The 17,080-nt window shown below is 64.2% G+C and carries 15 protein-coding genes; 2 read left to right on the top strand and 13 right to left on the bottom strand.

Going from position 1 to position 17,080, the window contains the following annotated elements; all coding sequences use genetic code 11:
- Positions 1-108: 108 nt before the first annotated feature.
- Genes J5M58_RS10630 through J5M58_RS10605 form a run of 6 tightly spaced genes read right to left on the bottom strand, consistent with a single transcriptional unit; the run spans position 109 to position 6,012 of the window.
- Positions 109-1,680 (bottom strand): glycosyltransferase family 39 protein, encoded by a 1,572-nt coding sequence (locus tag J5M58_RS10630; RefSeq protein ID WP_207878108.1) that lies wholly within the window; start codon positions 1,678-1,680, stop codon positions 109-111.
- Between the two features lie 3 nt (positions 1,681-1,683).
- On the bottom strand, positions 1,684-1,956 hold the full coding sequence (locus J5M58_RS10625; protein ID WP_112253505.1) for a lipid-A-disaccharide synthase N-terminal domain-containing protein: 273 nt from the start codon (positions 1,954-1,956) through the stop codon (positions 1,684-1,686).
- On the bottom strand, positions 1,953-2,696 hold the full coding sequence (locus J5M58_RS10620; RefSeq protein ID WP_207878107.1) for a glycosyltransferase family 2 protein: 744 nt from the start codon (positions 2,694-2,696) through the stop codon (positions 1,953-1,955). The genes J5M58_RS10625 and J5M58_RS10620 overlap by 4 nt, the downstream gene beginning before the upstream one ends.
- Before the next feature lie 32 nt (positions 2,697-2,728).
- Positions 2,729-3,703, bottom strand: a complete 975-nt coding sequence (locus tag J5M58_RS10615) for an NAD-dependent epimerase/dehydratase family protein (protein WP_207878106.1) — start codon at positions 3,701-3,703, stop codon at positions 2,729-2,731.
- Positions 3,691-5,028, bottom strand: coding sequence for a UDP-glucose/GDP-mannose dehydrogenase family protein (locus J5M58_RS10610; protein ID WP_112253508.1), 1,338 nt, complete (start codon positions 5,026-5,028; stop codon positions 3,691-3,693). The genes J5M58_RS10615 and J5M58_RS10610 overlap by 13 nt, the downstream gene beginning before the upstream one ends.
- A gap of 48 nt (positions 5,029-5,076) precedes the next feature.
- Entirely contained in the window at positions 5,077-6,012 is a 936-nt protein-coding gene (locus J5M58_RS10605; protein ID WP_207878105.1) for a LysR family transcriptional regulator, read from the bottom strand.
- A gap of 118 nt (positions 6,013-6,130) precedes the next feature.
- Between J5M58_RS10605 and J5M58_RS10600 the strand changes: the two genes are divergently transcribed.
- Positions 6,131-6,976, top strand: coding sequence for a type 1 glutamine amidotransferase domain-containing protein (locus J5M58_RS10600; protein ID WP_207878104.1), 846 nt, complete (start codon positions 6,131-6,133; stop codon positions 6,974-6,976).
- A 158-nt stretch (positions 6,977-7,134) separates the two neighbouring features.
- On the opposite strand, the gene J5M58_RS10595 is transcribed toward J5M58_RS10600, so the two are convergent.
- The 6 genes from J5M58_RS10595 to yghU all read right to left on the bottom strand — a co-directional run bounded on the left by J5M58_RS10595 (position 7,135) and on the right by yghU (position 14,476).
- Entirely contained in the window at positions 7,135-8,379 is a 1,245-nt protein-coding gene (locus J5M58_RS10595; protein ID WP_003248123.1) for a saccharopine dehydrogenase family protein, read from the bottom strand.
- A gap of 31 nt (positions 8,380-8,410) precedes the next feature.
- A complete protein-coding gene (locus J5M58_RS10590; RefSeq protein ID WP_112253510.1) occupies positions 8,411-9,508 on the bottom strand; it encodes a carboxynorspermidine decarboxylase in 1,098 nt (365 codons plus the stop codon).
- Positions 9,509-9,875: 367 nt separating this feature from the next.
- Entirely contained in the window at positions 9,876-10,793 is a 918-nt protein-coding gene (locus tag J5M58_RS10585) for a pyridoxal-phosphate dependent enzyme (RefSeq protein ID WP_112253511.1), read from the bottom strand.
- Positions 10,790-11,464, bottom strand: a complete 675-nt coding sequence (locus tag J5M58_RS10580; RefSeq protein ID WP_207878103.1) for a transcriptional regulator — start codon at positions 11,462-11,464, stop codon at positions 10,790-10,792. Before J5M58_RS10580 ends, J5M58_RS10585 begins: the two co-directional genes overlap by 4 nt.
- 184 nt (positions 11,465-11,648) lie before the next feature.
- The gene (locus J5M58_RS10575) at positions 11,649-13,352 is read right to left on the bottom strand and encodes an amidase (RefSeq protein ID WP_112253513.1); all 1,704 of its coding nucleotides are present in this window, start codon (positions 13,350-13,352) and stop codon (positions 11,649-11,651) included.
- 284 nt (positions 13,353-13,636) lie between these two features.
- Positions 13,637-14,476, bottom strand: a complete 840-nt coding sequence (gene yghU / locus J5M58_RS10570; RefSeq protein ID WP_207878102.1) for a glutathione-dependent disulfide-bond oxidoreductase — start codon at positions 14,474-14,476, stop codon at positions 13,637-13,639.
- Between the two features lie 200 nt (positions 14,477-14,676).
- Between yghU and J5M58_RS10565 the strand changes: the two genes are divergently transcribed.
- Positions 14,677-15,723 (top strand): dienelactone hydrolase, encoded by a 1,047-nt coding sequence (locus J5M58_RS10565; protein ID WP_112253515.1) that lies wholly within the window; start codon positions 14,677-14,679, stop codon positions 15,721-15,723.
- On the opposite strand, the gene J5M58_RS10560 is transcribed toward J5M58_RS10565, so the two are convergent.
- Positions 15,685-16,878 carry an MFS transporter gene (locus J5M58_RS10560; RefSeq protein ID WP_112253516.1) on the bottom strand — a complete coding sequence of 398 codons (1,194 nt, stop codon included), beginning with the start codon at positions 16,876-16,878 and terminating at the stop codon, positions 15,685-15,687. The genes J5M58_RS10565 and J5M58_RS10560 overlap by 39 nt on opposite strands.
- Positions 16,879-17,080 lie beyond the last annotated feature (202 nt).

The following is a 17,080-nucleotide window of genomic DNA, read 5'->3' as shown; positions in this document are numbered from 1 at the left end:
TAGGAGCGGCCTTGTGTCGCGATGGGGCGCGAAGCGGCCCCAGGTTTTCAGCTTCGCAGCAGAGATTGCCGGGGCCGCTGCGCGGCCCATCGTGACACAAGGCCGCTTCTACAAGGGCCAGTGCTGGTTTGAAGAGATATCCAGGACAGTTGCTCCCAAAGGGATAGCGCCCACCCAGGCGAAGTGGTAGGCATGGCTGGGGGCGGTGGCCTGGCACTGGCCGTTATCGGCATCGGCACCAACCACATACCATTCGGCGCGCGAGGTCTCGCCCAGCCTGCGTGCCTTGTCTGCACTGAAGCAGCGGCCCAGTTCCGAAGCCGGGACCAGGGCGAAGGCCGCAGGGTTGTGGCGCAGCCAGTAGACGGCCGCATCCGCCCTGGACTGGCCGGTGAAACCGAAGTGCACGATGGGTTGTCGGGCAAACAACCAATGCCCCTCGCGCCAGTTGACCAGCACCAACTCGGCGCCGCCGGTAGCCCGTGCGGCTTCAGTCATCAATGTTTCATGCGGGTTGCGGCCTTCCTTCAGCGGCTCGACGAAGCCGCGCGCAAACCACAGCGCGAACCATGCCAGGACCACGGCAGTGAACGCCTTGCGCCAGGCCGGCCGGCCCCCTAGCCAGCGCTTGAGCAGCCACGGCAGCAGTGGCGCGATGGCCAGCACCAGGCCCGGCAGCGCCGGGAAGATGTACAGTTTGCGCTTGCCGCTGCTCAGGCTGAAAAACAACAGTACCAGCGCCACCCAGCCGAGCAGCAGCAGGACGCGCCCGTCGTGTTTTTGCAGCTGTCGGCGCCAGGCGGGTACCAGCCAGGGCAGGGCCAGCACCAGTGGCAGCCAGTATTTGGGGATGACCTTGACGAAGAAGTACCAGAACGGCTCGCGATGGTCCCAGGCATTGGCATAGCGGCTGGCGGTCTGGCGCAGCAGGATTTCCTTCAGGTAGGCCAGCTCCGCCGCGCCACCGCCATGAGCGATGGATACCAGCAGTGGCAGCAGCCACACCGCGCAACCGGCCAGCAGCCACGCCAGCCCCAGGCTCCAGCGCCAACCCTGGCCGGGCATGGCCACCACCCTGTGCCAGTGGTGGCGCACCGCCCAGGCATAGGGCAACAGAAGCAGCGCCGGGATAAAGCCCACGCCCTTGCTGATGATACCCAGGCCCATGGCCGCGCAGGCCAGGTAGAACCAGCCCCAGGCCGGCCCGAGCAGCAAGTGGCGCAGCATGCCGTAGAAACCGAGCGCCACCCACAGGCACAGGAAGCTGTCGATCTGCCCGGTGCGCAAGATGCTGTAGCTCTGGTAGGTAGCCAGGAACAGCAAGGCGGCGATCACACCGATGCGCCGGGTCCACAGGCGCCGCCCCAGGTCATGCAGCACCCAGGTGATGGTCGCCGCCGACAGCAGCCCTGGCAGGTACAGGGCAACCTTGGGCGAGCCGGTGAGGTGGCTGAACAGGGCCACGGTCCACATGAACAACGGCGGCTTGTCGCCGTAGATTTCCCCCGCCCGGTGCGGGATGAACCAGTTGCCGCCCTGCAGCATTTCCAGGGCGACGCCGAGAAAGCGTTCTTCGTCCACATTCATCGGCTGGCGCCAGCCGATACCCGCGCCCACCAGCAACACCGCGAGGGCAATCAGGGCCAGGCGTTCGGCCCCGAGCGTGCTGAACCTTGGCAAGGGCTATTCCTTCTGTTCCTGGTGTCGGGCGATCAGTTGCAGATTGCGCAGGTAGACCAGCAAGCCGAAGCCCTGGCCAATGATGAACACCGGGTCCTGGCGATAGATGGCATAGGTCAGCAGCAGCGCGCTGCCGAGCATGCTCAGGTACCAGAACCCCACCGGGATCACGCTGCGGCGCTTGAACTCGCTGTACAGCCACTGCAACACGAAACGCCCGGTAAATACGGCCTGGCCGGCGAAGCCGATGACCAGCCACAGGGTTTCGCGGGTCATCCTTCGAGCTCCTGGGGGCGCGTGTCCAGGCGGGTGCGCCGGATCAGCCACCAGACCCCGAACAAGTCGAGGATGCCGACCAGGGCGCGGTCCAGGTTGCCGTACTTGGACACCCCAGCCCGACGTGGGCGGTGGTTGACCGGGTGTATCAGCATGCGGCCGTTGTGGCGCAGGATCAGCGCCGGGATGAAGCGGTGCATGTGGTCGAAGTAGGGCAGGCGCAGGAAGGCCGCGCGCTCGATCAGTTTCAGCCCGCAGCCGGTGTCTGGCGTGGCGTCCTTGAGCAAGCGGCTGCGCAGGCCGTTGGCAAGCCGCGAGGCCCAGCGTTTGCTGGCGCTGTCGCGGCGGTTGACCCGGTGCCCGGCCACCAGCTTGACGCCACCGGCCAGGTCCTGGTTGGCGCGTACCAAGGTCAGCATGCCGGGGATGTCCGCCGGGTCATTCTGACCGTCGCCGTCCAGGGTTGCCAGCCAGCGCCCGCGGGCAGCCTGGGCGGCATGCCACAGCGAAGTGCTCTGGCCCAGCGACTGCTGGTGACGGAGGATGCGCAGTTGCGTGTAGCCCTGGTTTTTCAGTTGCAGCAGTACGCTAAGGGTGCGGTCGCTACTGCCGTCATCGACCACCAGTACTTCAAAGTCTTCAGCCGCCAGTGCGGTGCGTATTTCCATCAGCAGTGATGGCAGGTTGTCGACCTCGTTCCTGGCGGGAATGAGCACCGAGAGGTCAAGTGGATCTGTCATGAGGCTACCTGTGCTTATTGTGATTGCGCGGCTCAAACCCGGTAGAAATCCCGGTACCAGCCAACGAAGGCGTTGACGCCGTGTTCCAGCGACGTGCCCGGGGAGTAGTCGATCCAGCGCGCCAGCGAGCCGGCGTCGGCCCAGGTTTCCAGCACGTCACCCGCTTGCAGCGGCAGGTAGTCGCGTCGGGCCTTGATGCCCAAGGCACGCTCCAGGCATTCGACGAAGTGCAGCAGCCGTACCGGTTGGCCACGGCCGATGTTGAACAGCTGGCAGGGCGGCTGTCCCTCGTCCGGCAGTGGCGGCTTCAGGCGCAGGCGCACAATGCTCTCGACGATGTCGTCGATGTAGGTGAAGTCGCGCCCCATCATGCCGTTGTTGTAGACCTCGACAGGTCGGCCCTCGATCATCGCGCGAGTGAACTTGAACGGCGCCATGTCGGGGCGGCCCCAGGGGCCGTACACGGTGAAAAAGCGCAGGCCGGTGGTTGGCAGCTGGTACAGGTGTGCGTAGCTGTGCGCCATCAGTTCATTGGCGCGCTTGCTGGCGGCATACAGCGACAGCGGTTGCTCGGCCGGGTCGTCGACGCTGAACGGCAGCTTGGCGTTGGCGCCGTATACTGAACTGCTGGAGGCATAGATCAGGTGGCGGGGCGGCTGCTGGCGGCAGGCCTCGAGGATGTTGAGAAAGCCGACCAGGTTGGCCTGGCCATAGGCGCCGGGGTTGTCCAGCGAATAGCGTACCCCGGCCTGCGCTGCCAGGTGGATCACATCACTGAACGCCTGGCCGGCGAACAGTTGTTGCAGTTCGTTCGGGTGGGCGATATCGAGGGTGTGGAAGCGGAAATTGGCAAAGCCGAACAGTTGCTGCAGGCGCGCCAGTTTCAGCTGGACGCTGTAATAGGTATTGAGGTTATCAATGCCAACCACCTCTATGCCTGCTGCGCACAGGCGCCGTGCAACGTGGTAGCCGATGAAACCCGCCACGCCGGTAATCAATACGGGCATGCTGGCTGCACCTGGCCACGGCCGATGCCGTAATAAGTCAGGCCGGCGGCGGCCATGTGCTCGGGTTCGAACAGGTTGCGCCCGTCGAACACCACCCGGTCGGCCAGCTGTTGCGGCACCTTGTCCAGGTTGAGCACGCGGTAGTCCTGCCATTCGGTGACGATCACCAGGGCATCGGCGCCGTGCAGTGCGTCGTCCTTGCACGGCACCAGTTGCAGGTCGGTGCGCGGGCCGTAATGCCGCTGGATTTCTTCCATGGCCTGCGGGTCATGGGCCTGCACCCGCGCGCCGGCGGCCCACAGCGCTTCCAGCAGGACCCGGCTGGAGGCCTCGCGGATGTCATTGGTATTGGGCTTGAACGACAAGCCCCACAAGGCGAAGACCTTGCCCCGCAGGCCACGTGGGTAGTGGCGCTGGATCTTGTTGAACAGCCGGCCCTTTTGCTGCTCGTTGACCGATTCCACCGCACGCAGCAACTGCGGTTCGAAGCCTTCGGCCTCGGCGCTGCGGCGCAGGGCTTGCAGGTCCTTGGGGAAGCATGAGCCGCCAAAGCCGCAGCCGGCATAGATGAAGTCGTAGCCTATGCGCGGGTCCGAGCCGATGCCGCGGCGCACCATTTCGATGTCGGCGCCCAGGTGCTCGGCCAGGTTGGCGATTTCGTTGATGAACGAAATCTTGGTCGCCAGCATGCAGTTGGCCGCATATTTGGTCAGTTCGGCGCTGCGCGCATCCATGACCATGAGCTTTTCGCGGTTGCGGCTGAACGGCAGGTACAGCTCGCGCAGCAGTTCTACCTCGGCGGGTTCCGCGCCACCGATGATGATGCGCTCCGGGCGCATGCAGTCATCGACAGCCGAGCCTTCCTTGAGGAACTCGGGGTTGCTGACGACATGGAAGCGGCTGGTATCGGCCACGGCCTGGGCGATGCGCGCCTTGATGCGGTGCACCGTGCCGACCGGCGCGGTGGATTTGTTGACGATCAGCTTGGGGCCGTCGGCATGTTCGAGGATGCTGTCGACCACGGCGAACACGTGCTTCAGGTCGGCGCTGCCATCGGCCTGTGGCGGGGTGCCGACGGCGATGAACTGCAACCTGGCGTAGTTGGCCGCTTCGCTGGCGTCGGTGGTGAAGCGCAGGCGACCGCAGGCCAGGTTCTTCTCCAGCATCGGCGCCAGGCCGGGCTCGAAGATTGGGCAATGGCCTGCATTGAGGCTGGCGACCCGCTCGGCGTCGACATCCATGCATAACACCGAATGCCCCACCTGGGCCAGGCATACTGCCTGGGTGAGGCCGACATAGCCGGTACCGAAAACCGTGACCTTCATTCGACAGCTCCTTGGCGAGAAAGCTGTAAAAAAATGTCACATCGTTGTTTAGATATTGTTACTTGCGCAGGCCGCAGCCTCTTGTGCGACGTTCCACAGCTGCTGGCGGAACCAGCGCCGCAAGGGGTCGGCGTGGGTGCGTTCATGCCAGATCTGCATCACCTCGATTGCGGGCAGTGTCAGCGGCAGCGGGTACATGAGCAGGTCGTCATCACGCTCGGTGGCTTCGATGGCCAGCGAGCTCAGGCATGTGAGCAGCAGGTCGGTGCCGCGCAGCAGGCGCGTGGGGGCTACAAAGCTGGACAGGCCAGCCACGACCCGTCGTTGCATGCCCTGGCTGCGCAGGGCGCGGTCGACCAGGCCATCGAGGTCGCCGGTGAGGGTGGTGAGCAGGTGGTCGCTGGCGAGGAAGGTATCGAGGTCCAGGCCGTTTTCCAGGCCTGGATGGCTGCGCGAGGCCAGCACTACCAAGTGTTCGCTGAGCAGGCGTTGTTGGTGGAAGGTTTCCGGCAGGTCGGTGTAGAACCCGGCAACGGCCAGGTCACAGGTGCCTTTCTCCAGTTCTTCACGAGGTAGTTGGCCGCGAGTGTTGTGGGTGACCAGCGTCAGGTTCGGTGCCTGGCTGCGCAGGATCGGCAGCAGCCTGGGCAACAGGGTCTGCTCCATGAAATCGGTGCTGTACAGGTGCAGGCGGGCAGGGCGGGCGAGGAAGTCCTGCCCTTCGCAGCGCTCATAGAAACCTTCCAGGCCCTCTACCAGGCGTTCTACCTCGGGCGCCAGTTCGTGGGCACGTGGTGTCGGGGTCAGGCCCCTGGGCGCGCGGACGAACAGCGGGTCGCCAAACTGATGGCGCAGCTTGTTGAGTTTGTGGCTGAGGGCAGGCTGGCTCAGCGCCATGCGCTGGGCTGCAAGGGTAGCGTTGCGTTCCTGATACAGCACATGGAACAGGTACAGCAGGTTGAGGTCCTTGCTGGTGATATTCATTTTCTGGATCACAGGCATAAGAGCTTTCGAATTATCGAATCATAGCCTTGCCATTAGCATGAACGCATCCCGCCAACATGAGCGGACAGCTCTATTTGCCTGATCAGGAGAATGTTGCATGACCAAGATATCCCGGCTTGCCCTGGCTGTTGCCGGCACCCTGCTTGCAGCCGGCGCCCATGCCGCACCCAAGGGTGAAGTGCTGGTGCTGCTGTCCAGCGAAAGCCAGTTGCCGCTGCAGGACGGCAACCGCTACGCCACCGGCTACTACCTCAACGAGTTCGGCGTGCCTGCCGACCAGTTGCTCAAGGCTGGCTACAAGCTGGTGCTGGTTACCCCCAAGGGTAATGCGCCGAGCGTCGACCAGCGGTCGATCGACCCGCGCTACTTTTCCGGCGATGCGGTGGAGATGCGCCGGATCGAGAAGGTCGTGCAAGGCCTGCCGGGTATTGACGATACCCTGTCGGTGAAAGAGGTATTGGCAGGTGACCTGGGCCGTTATGCCGGGCTTTTCATCCCCGGCGGCCATGCGCCGTTGATCGACCTGGCCAACAACCCGGACGTGGGCGCCTTGCTGCGGCATTTCCATCAGGCCGGCAAGCCCACAGCCGCCATCTGCCATGGCCCCATCGCCTTGCTCTCGGCCCAGCAGGACCCGGCGAGCTACCAGTCGGCGCTGGCGCGTGGTGAAAAGCCGGCAGCCAATGACTGGCTGTACAAGGGTTACAAGATGACCATCTTCTCCGACCCGGAGGAGCAGGTGTTCGAAGGTTCGCTCGAGGACCAGCGGCTGTTGTTCTACCCGGCCAACGCCATGGCAATGGCAGGGGGCGACATGGGCTATGCCAAGGCCTGGCAACCCAATGTGGTGGTGGACCGTGAGCTGATTACCGGGCAGAACCCGTTCTCGGACAAGGCCCTGGCCAAAGCGCTGCTGGACAAATTGGCCGGGCAGGGTGGCTGAAGCCTGCACCGGCCTCTTCGCGGGTGAACCCGCTCCCACAGGGACATCAAATATACTCAAGACCTGTGAAATGCCTGTGGGAGCGGGTTTACCCGCGAAGAGGCCAGGCCTGCAAAAACAGAAAGGGCGCCATATCGGCGCCCCCTCTGTGTTGCTGCTTAGGCTTCAGCGTCCCATGGACGATCGCCTTTTTCATCCTTGACGCGGGTCGGCAGGCCCATCACGTCCAGCGCCTTGAGGAACGGCTCGGCTGGCAGCTCCTCGACGTTGACCATGCGCTTGGCATCCCACTCGCCACGGGCGACCAGCAGGGCGGCAGCCACTGGCGGTACACCGGCGGTGTAGGAAATGCCCTGGCTGTCGGTCTCGGCGTAGGCTTCTTCGTGGTCGGCCACGTTGTAGATGAATACTTCGCGCGGCTGGCCATCCTTGGTGCCTTTGACCAAATCACCGATGCAGGTCTTGCCGGTGTAGCCCGGGGCCAGCGAGGCTGGGTCCGGCAGCACGGCCTTGACCACTTTCAGCGGTACTACTTCCAGGCCTTCGGCGGTTTTCACCGGCTGCTCGGAGAGCAGGCCCAGGTTCTTCAGCACGGTGAACACGTTGATGTAGTGCTCGCCGAAGCTCATCCAGAAACGCACGTTCGGCACGTTGAGGTTCTTCGAAATCGAGTGAACTTCATCGTGGCCGGTCAGGTACAGGTTCTGCGAACCTACAACCGGCAGGTCGTCGGTACGCTTGACCTCGAACATGGTGTTGCTGGTCCACTGGCTGTTCTGCCAGCTCCACACTTGCCCGGTGAATTCACGGAAGTTGATTTCCGGGTCGAAGTTGGTGGCGAAGTACTTGCCATGCGAACCGGCATTGACGTCGAGGATGTCGATCGAGTCAATGCTGTCGAAATACTGTTGCTGCGCCAGCTTGGCGTAGCTGTTCACCACACCCGGGTCGAAACCGACGCCGAGAATGGCGGTAATGTTCTTTGCCTGGCACTCTTCGAGGTGTTTCCACTCGTAGTTGCCGTACCACGGCGGGGTCTCGCAGATCTTGCCCGGCTCTTCGTGGATGGCGGTGTCCAGATAGGCGACACCGGTATCGATGCAGGCACGCAGCACCGACATGTTGAGGAAGGCGGAACCAACGTTGATCACGATCTGCGATTCGGTTTCGCGGATCAGCGCCTTGGTTGCCTCGACATCGAGGGCATTGAGCGAGAAGGCCTGGATGTCGGCGGGTACCTTGAGGCTACCCTTGGCCTTGACGCTGTCGATGATGGCCTGGCATTTGGAGATGTTCCGTGACGCGATAGCGATACGACCCAGTTCGTCGTTATGCTGCGCGCACTTGTGGGCCACCACCTTGGCGACACCTCCTGCACCAATGATAAGAACGTTCTTCTTCAATTTATCCCTTGCTCCTTACTGAAAGCCGGTCTTACGACAGGCTGGAAACGTAGTCTTCGAAACCGAACTCGCGCACCACTTCGACGCTGCCGTCGAGTTGCTTGACCACGATGGATGGCATTTTCAGACCGTTGAACCAGTTTTTCTTGACCATGGTGTAACCCGCCGCGTCGACGAACGACAGGCGATCACCGATGGCCAACGGACGATCGAATTGGTATTCGCCGAAGATGTCACCGGCCAGGCACGACTTGCCGCAGACCATGTAGGTGTGCGCGCCATCATTGGGGGCCATCTTGGCGTTGAGGCGGTAGATCAGCAGGTCGAGCATGTGCGCTTCGATCGAGCTGTCGACCACGGCCAGGTGCTTGCCGTTGTACAGGGTATCGAGCACGGTCACTTCCAGCGAGGCGCTGTTGGTGATGGCCGCTTCGCCCGGCTCCAGGTACACCTGCACGCCGTACTTTTCCGAGAAGGCTTTCAGGCGCGCGCAGAAGGCGTCCAGCGCGTAGTCTTCACCAGTGAAGTGGATGCCGCCACCGAGGCTGACCCACTCCACCTTGTGCAGCAGGTGACCGAAGCGTTCTTCGATGTGCGTGAGCATCTTGTCGAACAGGCCGAAGTCGCCGTTCTCGCAGTTGTTGTGGAACATGAAGCCGGAGATCTGCTCGATCACCTGTTCGACCTTGACCGGGTCCCATTCGCCCAGGCGGCTGAACGGGCGGGCGGGGTCTGCCAGCAGGTAGTCGGAGCTGCTGACCTGCGGGTTGACGCGCAGGCCACGGACCTTGCCTTCGGACTGTTCGGCAAAGCGCTGCAGCTGGCCGATCGAGTTGAAGATGATCTTGTCGCAGTTCTCGAGCATTTCCTCGACCTCGTCGTCGGCCCAGGCCACGCTGTAGGCGTGGGTTTCGCCGGCGAATTTCTGGCGGCCGAGCTTGAGCTCGTACAGCGACGAAGAGGTGGTGCCGTCCATGTACTGTTGCATCAGGTCGAAGACCGACCAGGTGGCAAAGCACTTGAGGGCGAGCAGCGCCTTGGCACCGGAGTGTTCGCGCACATAGGCGATCTTCTCCATGTTGCCCAGCAGCTTGGTTTTATCGATGAGGTAGTACGGCGTCTTGATCATTTAGAGGCCCCCGGCCAGGCCGGCCAAAAAAAGGACACGCATTGTGCCTTCACTTGCCGCAGACCGAAAGGGTGGGTTACGCATTTCGTCGTGGTTGACGCCGTTGCGAGGTGATTTTTCCGGTTGCGGCGGGCTCAGTAGAACAGCGGCATGTGACTATCGTAATCAGCAGCCGGGTGCCGCAAGGGGAATCCGATGAACAACGTTCTGTGCAGGATGGCACGGGCTACGCCCGTGTTCGCGGGTGAACCCGCTCCCACAGGGACTGCGTTCTCTTCGAACCTTGCGCAGTCCTGTTGGTACTTCAATCTGTACAGTTCATTCTGTGGGAGCGGGTTTACCCGCGAAGAGGCCGGTACAGGCAACCTCAATCAACCTGCTGCAACCACGCCTGGATCTGCTCCAGCGTGGCGGTAGCCCCGCCACAAACCACCACCAGCACATTCTGGTACTGCGCCAGGGCGCCCGGTGCATAGGCCAACGCCAAAGCTGCACCACAAGCTGGCTCCACCAGCACGCGGTGGTCCAGCAGGAATCGCTCGCACGCGTCCAGCGCTGCGCGGTCACTGACCAGGTGGCTGTGCACCGGGTGCTGCTGCACGCACGCCAGCGCCTGATCAGCCACACGCTTGGCCCCCAGCGAAGTCGCCACCGAGGCAATACGTTCCAGCTCCACCGAATGCCCCGCCTGCATTGCAGCATGCAGCGATGCGGCGCCTTCGGTTTCCACCGCCAGCACCGGCACATCGCCCCAGCCGTTGCGCTGTAGCCCCTCGACCACGCCACTGAGCAAACCGCCGCCGCCTACCGACAACACCATGGCATCCGGTTTCACGCCGGCCTCGGCGACTTCATCCACAAGGCTGGCATGCCCGGCCCACAACAGCGGGTCGTCGAAGGGGTGGATGAAGGCGTCATCCGGGCCGACCAAGGTCTGTGCCAGGGCGTTGGCCTCCTGCCAGGAGCTGCCATGCACCACCACCTTGGCGCCCTCCAGGCGCAGCAGTTCCTTGGCCCGCTCAGTGGTGGTCTCGGGTACTACCACAGTCACCGGCACGCCCAGCTTGCGCCCGGCATAGGCCACTGCCAGGCCCGCGTTGCCGCCCGAAGAAGACACGAAATGCCGCGCGCCACGGGCATGGTGCACCTCGCAGGCATGGCCCACGCCGCGCAGCTTGAACGAGCCGCAGGGCTGCAGTGCATCGAGCTTGAGCCAGACGTTGCTGCCCGCGGCCAGCGACAGCGGACGGGATTCGATCAGGGGGGTATGGATATGCAAGGTCATTGGCTGGCTCCGCGCAGTTGCTCGAGGTAGTTGTAAACGGTGTAGCGGGTCACACCAAGGGCGCTGGCGGCCTTCTCCACGCCGCCCTTGACGATGAACAGACCGCGCTCCTGCATCATTCGCACGGCCTCGACCTTGGCCTGCTTGTTCATCCGCCCCTGGCCGCTGCGCTGCAGGGACTCCTGGATGATCTCGCTCATCAGCAGCTCCATGTCGGCGGGCTCACTGACGGCAGGTGTGGCGCCCAGCGGCTGGAACTGCTGGAGAAAATTCATGGCGGCATCCAGGCCGGTGACGTCGGTGTTGACGCAAAGGCTGGCGAACGGGTGACCGTTGCGGTCGCGGAAGATCGCCGTGGCGCTGCGCAGCGTGCGGCCCTTGAGCGTCGTTGGGTAATCGGGCAGCACCACCGGCTCACAGCCGTGCTGGTCGGTCGAGGCCTGCATGAGTGCCTTGAAACCCTGGTCCTGTTCCGGGGCGGCGAGGATCGGGCTACCGACGCTGCGGCCGGAAAGGTGGCCGTTGATGATCGCCACCACGGAGTGTTCCGGGTGGTCGAGGTCGTGCAGGAGGATCTCCATGTTGCGCGCGGCAACACTGCCCAGGGCCTGGATGGCGGCCTTGAGGACGGTGAGGGTTAGCTGGCGTTCTTCGCTGGGGGTGATAGGCATGACAGATCACCAAATCAACATTTTGTGTATTTTTACACATAAAGTTGAATTAGGCGATTTGCTTTTTCAGGCCCATTCGCGGGTAAACCCGCTCCCACAGGACCCGCACGGTATTCAATACCTGTGGTGAACCTGTGGGAGCGGGTTTACCCGCGAATGGGCCGCAAAGCGGCCCCTTTAACCCTCAGCCCAGAGGCGGGGTACGCGGCGGGATCATCCGGCGCGACCCGGTCGCCTCGAAGGCTGCACCAAAGCTCAGCAGCGCATTGTCACTGTAAGCCCGGCCAGCAAAGGTCAGCCCCACCGGCATGCCGATATCGGCCATCACGCCCATCGGCACTGTCACGGTCGGCACGCCCAGGTGACGGATCGCCAGGTTGCCGTTGGCCACCCAGATGCCGTTGCTCCACGCGATGTCCGCGGATGCCGGGTTGACGTCGGCATCCGCCGGGCCCACGTCGGCCACGGTGGGGAACAGCACCGCGTCCAGGCCCAGGTTGTCCATCCAGTCTTCCAGGTCGATCTTGCGGGTCTTCTCCAGGCCGCGCAGGCCGTCGGGCAGGGTCTCGATCTGGTCCCAGGTCTTCAGGCCACGCTTGGCCATGTTGACGTACTCGTCCATGCCGGCGGCCAGGTCGTCTTCACGGTTGGGCAGGGTGCCCGGGTCGTGGGGGAAGATCTGCGGCCCGTCGACGTCGGCCAGGCGGTTGAGTTTGGGGTCATCGTTGGCGCGCAGGAAGTCGTCGAAAGCCCAGCCCGACAGCTCCCACAGCTCGTCATGCAGGAACTCCTTGCTGACGATGCCGCGGTTGTACACGGTCGGTGCGCCCGGGCGGTCGCCCTCGCAGTTGGAAACCAGCGGGAAGTCCACTTCCAGCACTTCGGCACCAGCCGCCTCCAGTGCCTGGCGGGCCTGCTGCCACAGGTCGATGACCGTGGCGCGGGTGTTGATGCGCTGGCCAGTCGGGCCGCCGATGCCTGGCTTCTCGGAGGTACCGGCTTCGGCATCGGCATTTATGTACATGCGTGGCACGCCAAAGCGCTTGCCCTTGAGCGCGCTGGCATCCACGGCCAGGTCCAGGTACGAAGCCGGGCGCACCGTCGAGGCCGCCGGGATTGGCACCCAGGGTTGCAGGCGCCACAGGTCGCCGCGCTTGTCGGCGTCGTCGGCTACGACCACGTCGAGGATTTCCAGCAGGTCGGCCATGGTGCGGGCATAGGGAACCACCACGTCCATGGTCGGTGTCAGCGGCCAGTTGCCTCGCACCGAAATCACCCCACGCGAGGGGGTATAGGCGCACAGGCCATTGTTGGACGCCGGGCCACGGCCGCTGGACCAGGTTTCTTCGGCCAGGCCGAAGGCACTGAAACTGGCGGCGGTGGCGGTGCCAGCACCGTTGGACGAGCCCGAGGCGAACGGTGCGGTCAGGTAGTCGGCGTTGTAAGGGCTCTCGGCGCGGCCATACACGCCGCGTTGCATGCCTCCGTTGGCCATGGGCGGCATGTTGGTCTTGCCCAGGCACACGGCGCCGGCGGCGCGCAGGCGTTCGATGGTGAAGGCGTCGCGCTGGGCCACCAGGTCCTTGAAGGCCGGGCTGCCGGAGGCAGCGGTCAGGCCTTTGACCAGATAGCTGTCCTTGGCGGTGTAGGGGATGCCGTCCAGCGGGCTCAGGACCTGGCCTTTGGCACGACGGGCGTCGGAGGCTGCGGCCTCCTTCAGCGCTTCGGGGTTGCGTACCACTACGGCATTCAGGGCAGTGGCGGTGTCGGCGCCATCGTAGGCATCGATGCGCGCCAGGTAGGCCTGGACCAGCTCGACCGCCGTCGTGCGGCCCGACTCGAGCGCGTCGCGCAGCTCGGCAATGGAAACCTCGGTTACCTCGATCATGCGTTCACCAAAAAAATGTGCAGGTGGGGGCTAATGCGAGGAGTGTACAAGAAGGGCTTGGCGGGCGCAGGTTTGCGCGGGGGCAAATGGTTTTTTGCAGGCGGGCATTGTCGGGGCCTCGCGAGCACTACGCGGACTCTTGTAGGAGCGGCCTTGTGTCGCGAAAGGGGTGCGAAGCGCCCCCAGGATCTCCGCATTACTGCAAAATCGCCGGGGCCGCGCTGCGGCCCTTTCGCGACACAAGGCCGCTCCTACAAGAGTCCGCGTAGTGCTGCGATTGCGGATCAGTCCAGGTCTGCCGCTGCATGCCGCTCGGGCACCTGGCTGGCTTCATCACCCCAGGTCCGGTTCACCCGTGTGCCACGCTGCACTGCCGGGCGCAAGGCAATCTCTTCAGCCCAGCGCTGCACATGCGGGTACTCGTCCACCGCCAGGAACTCCGCCGCGCCATAAAGGTTGCCGCGCACCAGCTGGCCATACCACGGCCACACGGCAATGTCGGCGATGCTGTATTCCTCGCCGCCGAGGTAGCGGCTTTCGGCCAGGCGCCGGTCGAGCACATCCAGCTGGCGCTTGGCTTCCATGGTGAAGCGGTTGATCGCGTACTCGAACTTTTCCGGCGCATACACATAGAAGTGGCCAAAGCCGCCGCCCAGGTAGGGCGCCGCACCCATTTGCCAGAACAGCCAGTTCAGGCTTTCGGTGCGTGCAGCTGGTGCTTTCGGTAGCAAGGCACCGAACTTTTCCGCCAGATACAGCAGGATCGAACCCGACTCGAACACCCGCACCGGCGGCTCGACGCTGCGGTCGAGCAGGGCGGGGATCTTCGAGTTGGGGTTTACCTGGACAAAGCCGCTGGAGAATTGGTCGCCCTCGCCGATGCGGATCAACCAGGCATCATATTCGGCACCCAGGTGGCCCAGTGCGAGCAGCTCTTCGAGGGCGATGGTGACCTTGACACCATTGGGCGTGGCCAGGGAGTACAGCTGCAGCGGGTGCTTGCCCTGCGGCAGGTCCTTGTCGTGAGTCGGGCCGGCAACCGGGCGGTTGATGCTGGCGAACTGGCCACCGGACGCTGCTTCGTTGCGCCAGACCTTGGGTGGCACGTAGGCGGACTTGCTCATGTATGAATCTCCTTCAATGGCGCGAAACGGTCACGTAGAAACGTGGACCTGCATCTATGCCATGGGTTCGACGAAAAGCGCAAATGCATAGGGCGCCGGCGTGAAGTGCATGACTCCGGTTTCATCCAGGTTTCATCCGGTGCAGCCCAGGCCGGCTCTATGCTGGGCTATCTCTTTGCCCTGCAAGGAGCCGCCGGCCGATGACTCTCTCACGCTGCGTGTTGGCGCTGGCCCTGCTCGGCAGCCTGCTGGCCCACGCCGAGGCTGCGCCCTGGGTTGCCGGCTTGCACCACATGACCCTGGCCGACCCGGTCGACGACCGGCCCATGCAGGCATTGGCGTTCTACCCGGCCAGCGGCAAAACCCACACCCGCCGCATGGACGGCTACCCGATCGACGTGGCTGAAGAGGCGCCGGTAGCATTGGGCCAGTTCCCGTTGCTGGTGTTGTCCCACGGCAATACTGGCAGCCCGCTGGCCTTGCATTACCTGGCGACATCGCTGGCACGGCAGGGCTTTATCGTAGTGGCGGTGGTACACCCGGGGGACAACGCCGGCGACCACAGCCGCCTGGGCACCTTGAGCAACCTGTATGGCCGGCCGCTGCAAGTGAGTGCCGCGATTACGGCCGCCCGCGATGACACCTTGCTGGGGCCCTACCTGAACGCTGGCAAAGTGGGGGTGATCGGCTATTCGGCCGGTGGTGAAACAGCCTTGATCCTCTCAGGGGCGCGCCCCGACCTGGACCGCCTGCGCAAGTATTGCCTGGATCGCCCGAACGACGCCGACGCCTGCAGGACCAACGGGGTACTGATTTCCGACCGCAGCGAGCTGGTGCCCGAGGCCGACCAGCGGGTGGGGGCGGTGATGCTGATGGCACCGCTCAGCCTGCTTTTCGGGCGCCATGCCTTGGCCGGGGTACAGGTGCCGGCACTGATCTACAGTGGCGACAGCGATCAGCTGGTGGCGGTCGACCGCAACGCCGAAGCCCTGGCTCGCAAGTTGCCGGTCACCCCGGACTATCGCCTGTTGGCGGGCGCCGGGCACTTCGTGTTCATGGCCCATTGCGATGCCGAGCAGTCCGTGCGGATGCCGGCGCTGTGCAAGGACGCCGCAGGCGTGGACCGCCGGCACATCCACCATTCCCTGCAACGCGAAGCCGCTTTGTTCTTCAGCCAGGCACTGGGTGCGCCGCAGCCGGCCGAGCGTTCAGCCGCGACCGGCGCGCCGCGCCAGCAACAGCGTTAGGCCGACACCGGCCAGGGCGAGCAGGGCAGCCACGCAGAAGATCGAGGCATAGCCCAGGTGCGCGGCCACCGCGCCCATCACCGGCCCGGCGATGGCCAGGGCCATGTCGAAAAACACCGCGTAGGCGCCCAGCCCTGCGCCGCGGCTGCTGCTGGGCACCTGCTTGATCGCTTCCACCCCCAGCGCCGGGTACACCAGCGACAGCCCGAAACCGGTCAGCCCGGCACCGATCAGCGCCCACGGCGGCGACGGTGCCAGCCACAGCAGGCTCAGGCCGAGCACTTCGGTGGCCATGCACGCGACGGCCACGTTGTAGCCACCAAAACGGTTGACCGCGTTGACGAACAGCAGCCGGGAAATGATGAAGCACACGCCAAAGGCACTCAGGCACCAGGCCGCGCCCACCCAGCCACGCTCCAGGTAATACAGGGTGACGAAGGTGGTCAGGGTACCGTAGCCGATGGAGGCCAGGGTCAGGCCCAGGCCGCAGGGTGCGACCCGGCCGAAAGCCGACCAGAAGGGCAAGCGCTCGCCGCGCACCACCACCACGTCCGGCCGTTTGCGCAGTACCAGCAGGGCCAATAGCGCCAGTACCAGCAATGCCGGCCCCAGCACGCCGAAGTCCAGCCCATCCACGGCCAGTACACCCAAGGGGGCGCCAATGGCGATGGCGCCATAGGAGGCGATACCGTTCCAGGAAATCACCCTGGCGGTGTGCTCGGGCCCAACCTGGCTGATGCCCCAGCTAAGCGTGGCCACGCCGATCAGCCCTTGGGCGATACCCAGCAGCAGGCGCCCGCCGAGCAACAGCGCCAGGCTCAGCAGCGGTAGTGTCAGGGTCCAGGCCGATAGCAGCGTCAGCACCCCGCAGCCGGCAATCCCCAGCAAGCCGAAGCGAATGGCCTGCTTGCCCCCCAGGGTATCGGCCACGCGCCCGGCAAGCGGGCGACTGAGCAGGGTGGCCAGGTATTGCAGGCCAATGGTCAGCCCGGCGACCACCGCGCCAAACCCCAGCTGGTCGTGCACATGGCTGGGCAGCACGGCGATCGGCAGGCCGATGCAGAGGAAGGCAATGAAGGTGTAGAAAACGATCGACAGGATCTGCAGGGTGATTTGCAGCGTATTGCTGGCGGGGGCGGGTTGTTGCGCGGTCATGGGCACGTTCGCGGGCGGGCGGTTGGGCGTTGCCCCATCATGGCCGTTGAGCGAAGGAAATGAAAGCAGGCTAACGAATTATTCGTCGGAGAATGCCAGCCTGTGGAATCGGCGGTGGATGTTTCGCGGGTGAACCCGCTCCCACAGGATTTGCATAGGCCTCGAATGCTACGCAGTCCCCTGTGGGAGCGGGTTTACCCGC

This window comes from Pseudomonas sp. 32_A (assembly GCF_017490905.1).
GTDB lineage: Bacteria > Pseudomonadota > Gammaproteobacteria > Pseudomonadales > Pseudomonadaceae > Aquipseudomonas > Aquipseudomonas inefficax.
The sequence above is the reverse complement of the archived record's forward strand: the minus strand, read 5'-3'. Positions and strand labels throughout refer to the sequence as shown.

Coding starts and splice junctions, on each gene's coding strand:
- J5M58_RS10625 (WP_112253505.1), bottom strand. CDS start 1,956: ATGACCCGCGAAACCCTGTGGCTGGTCATCGGCTTCGCCGGCCAGGCC.
- J5M58_RS10620 (WP_207878107.1), bottom strand. CDS start 2,696: ATGACAGATCCACTTGACCTCTCGGTGCTCATTCCCGCCAGGAACGAG.
- J5M58_RS10615 (WP_207878106.1), bottom strand. CDS start 3,703: ATGCCCGTATTGATTACCGGCGTGGCGGGTTTCATCGGCTACCACGTT.
- J5M58_RS10610 (WP_112253508.1), bottom strand. CDS start 5,028: ATGAAGGTCACGGTTTTCGGTACCGGCTATGTCGGCCTCACCCAGGCA.
- J5M58_RS10605 (WP_207878105.1), bottom strand. CDS start 6,012: ATGAATATCACCAGCAAGGACCTCAACCTGCTGTACCTGTTCCATGTG.
- J5M58_RS10600 (WP_207878104.1), top strand. CDS start 6,131: ATGACCAAGATATCCCGGCTTGCCCTGGCTGTTGCCGGCACCCTGCTT.
- J5M58_RS10590 (WP_112253510.1), bottom strand. CDS start 9,508: ATGATCAAGACGCCGTACTACCTCATCGATAAAACCAAGCTGCTGGGC.
- J5M58_RS10585 (WP_112253511.1), bottom strand. CDS start 10,793: ATGACCTTGCATATCCATACCCCCCTGATCGAATCCCGTCCGCTGTCG.
- J5M58_RS10580 (WP_207878103.1), bottom strand. CDS start 11,464: ATGCCTATCACCCCCAGCGAAGAACGCCAGCTAACCCTCACCGTCCTC.
- J5M58_RS10575 (WP_112253513.1), bottom strand. CDS start 13,352: ATGATCGAGGTAACCGAGGTTTCCATTGCCGAGCTGCGCGACGCGCTC.
- yghU (WP_207878102.1), bottom strand. CDS start 14,476: ATGAGCAAGTCCGCCTACGTGCCACCCAAGGTCTGGCGCAACGAAGCA.
- J5M58_RS10565 (WP_112253515.1), top strand. CDS start 14,677: ATGACTCTCTCACGCTGCGTGTTGGCGCTGGCCCTGCTCGGCAGCCTG.
- J5M58_RS10560 (WP_112253516.1), bottom strand. CDS start 16,878: ATGACCGCGCAACAACCCGCCCCCGCCAGCAATACGCTGCAAATCACC.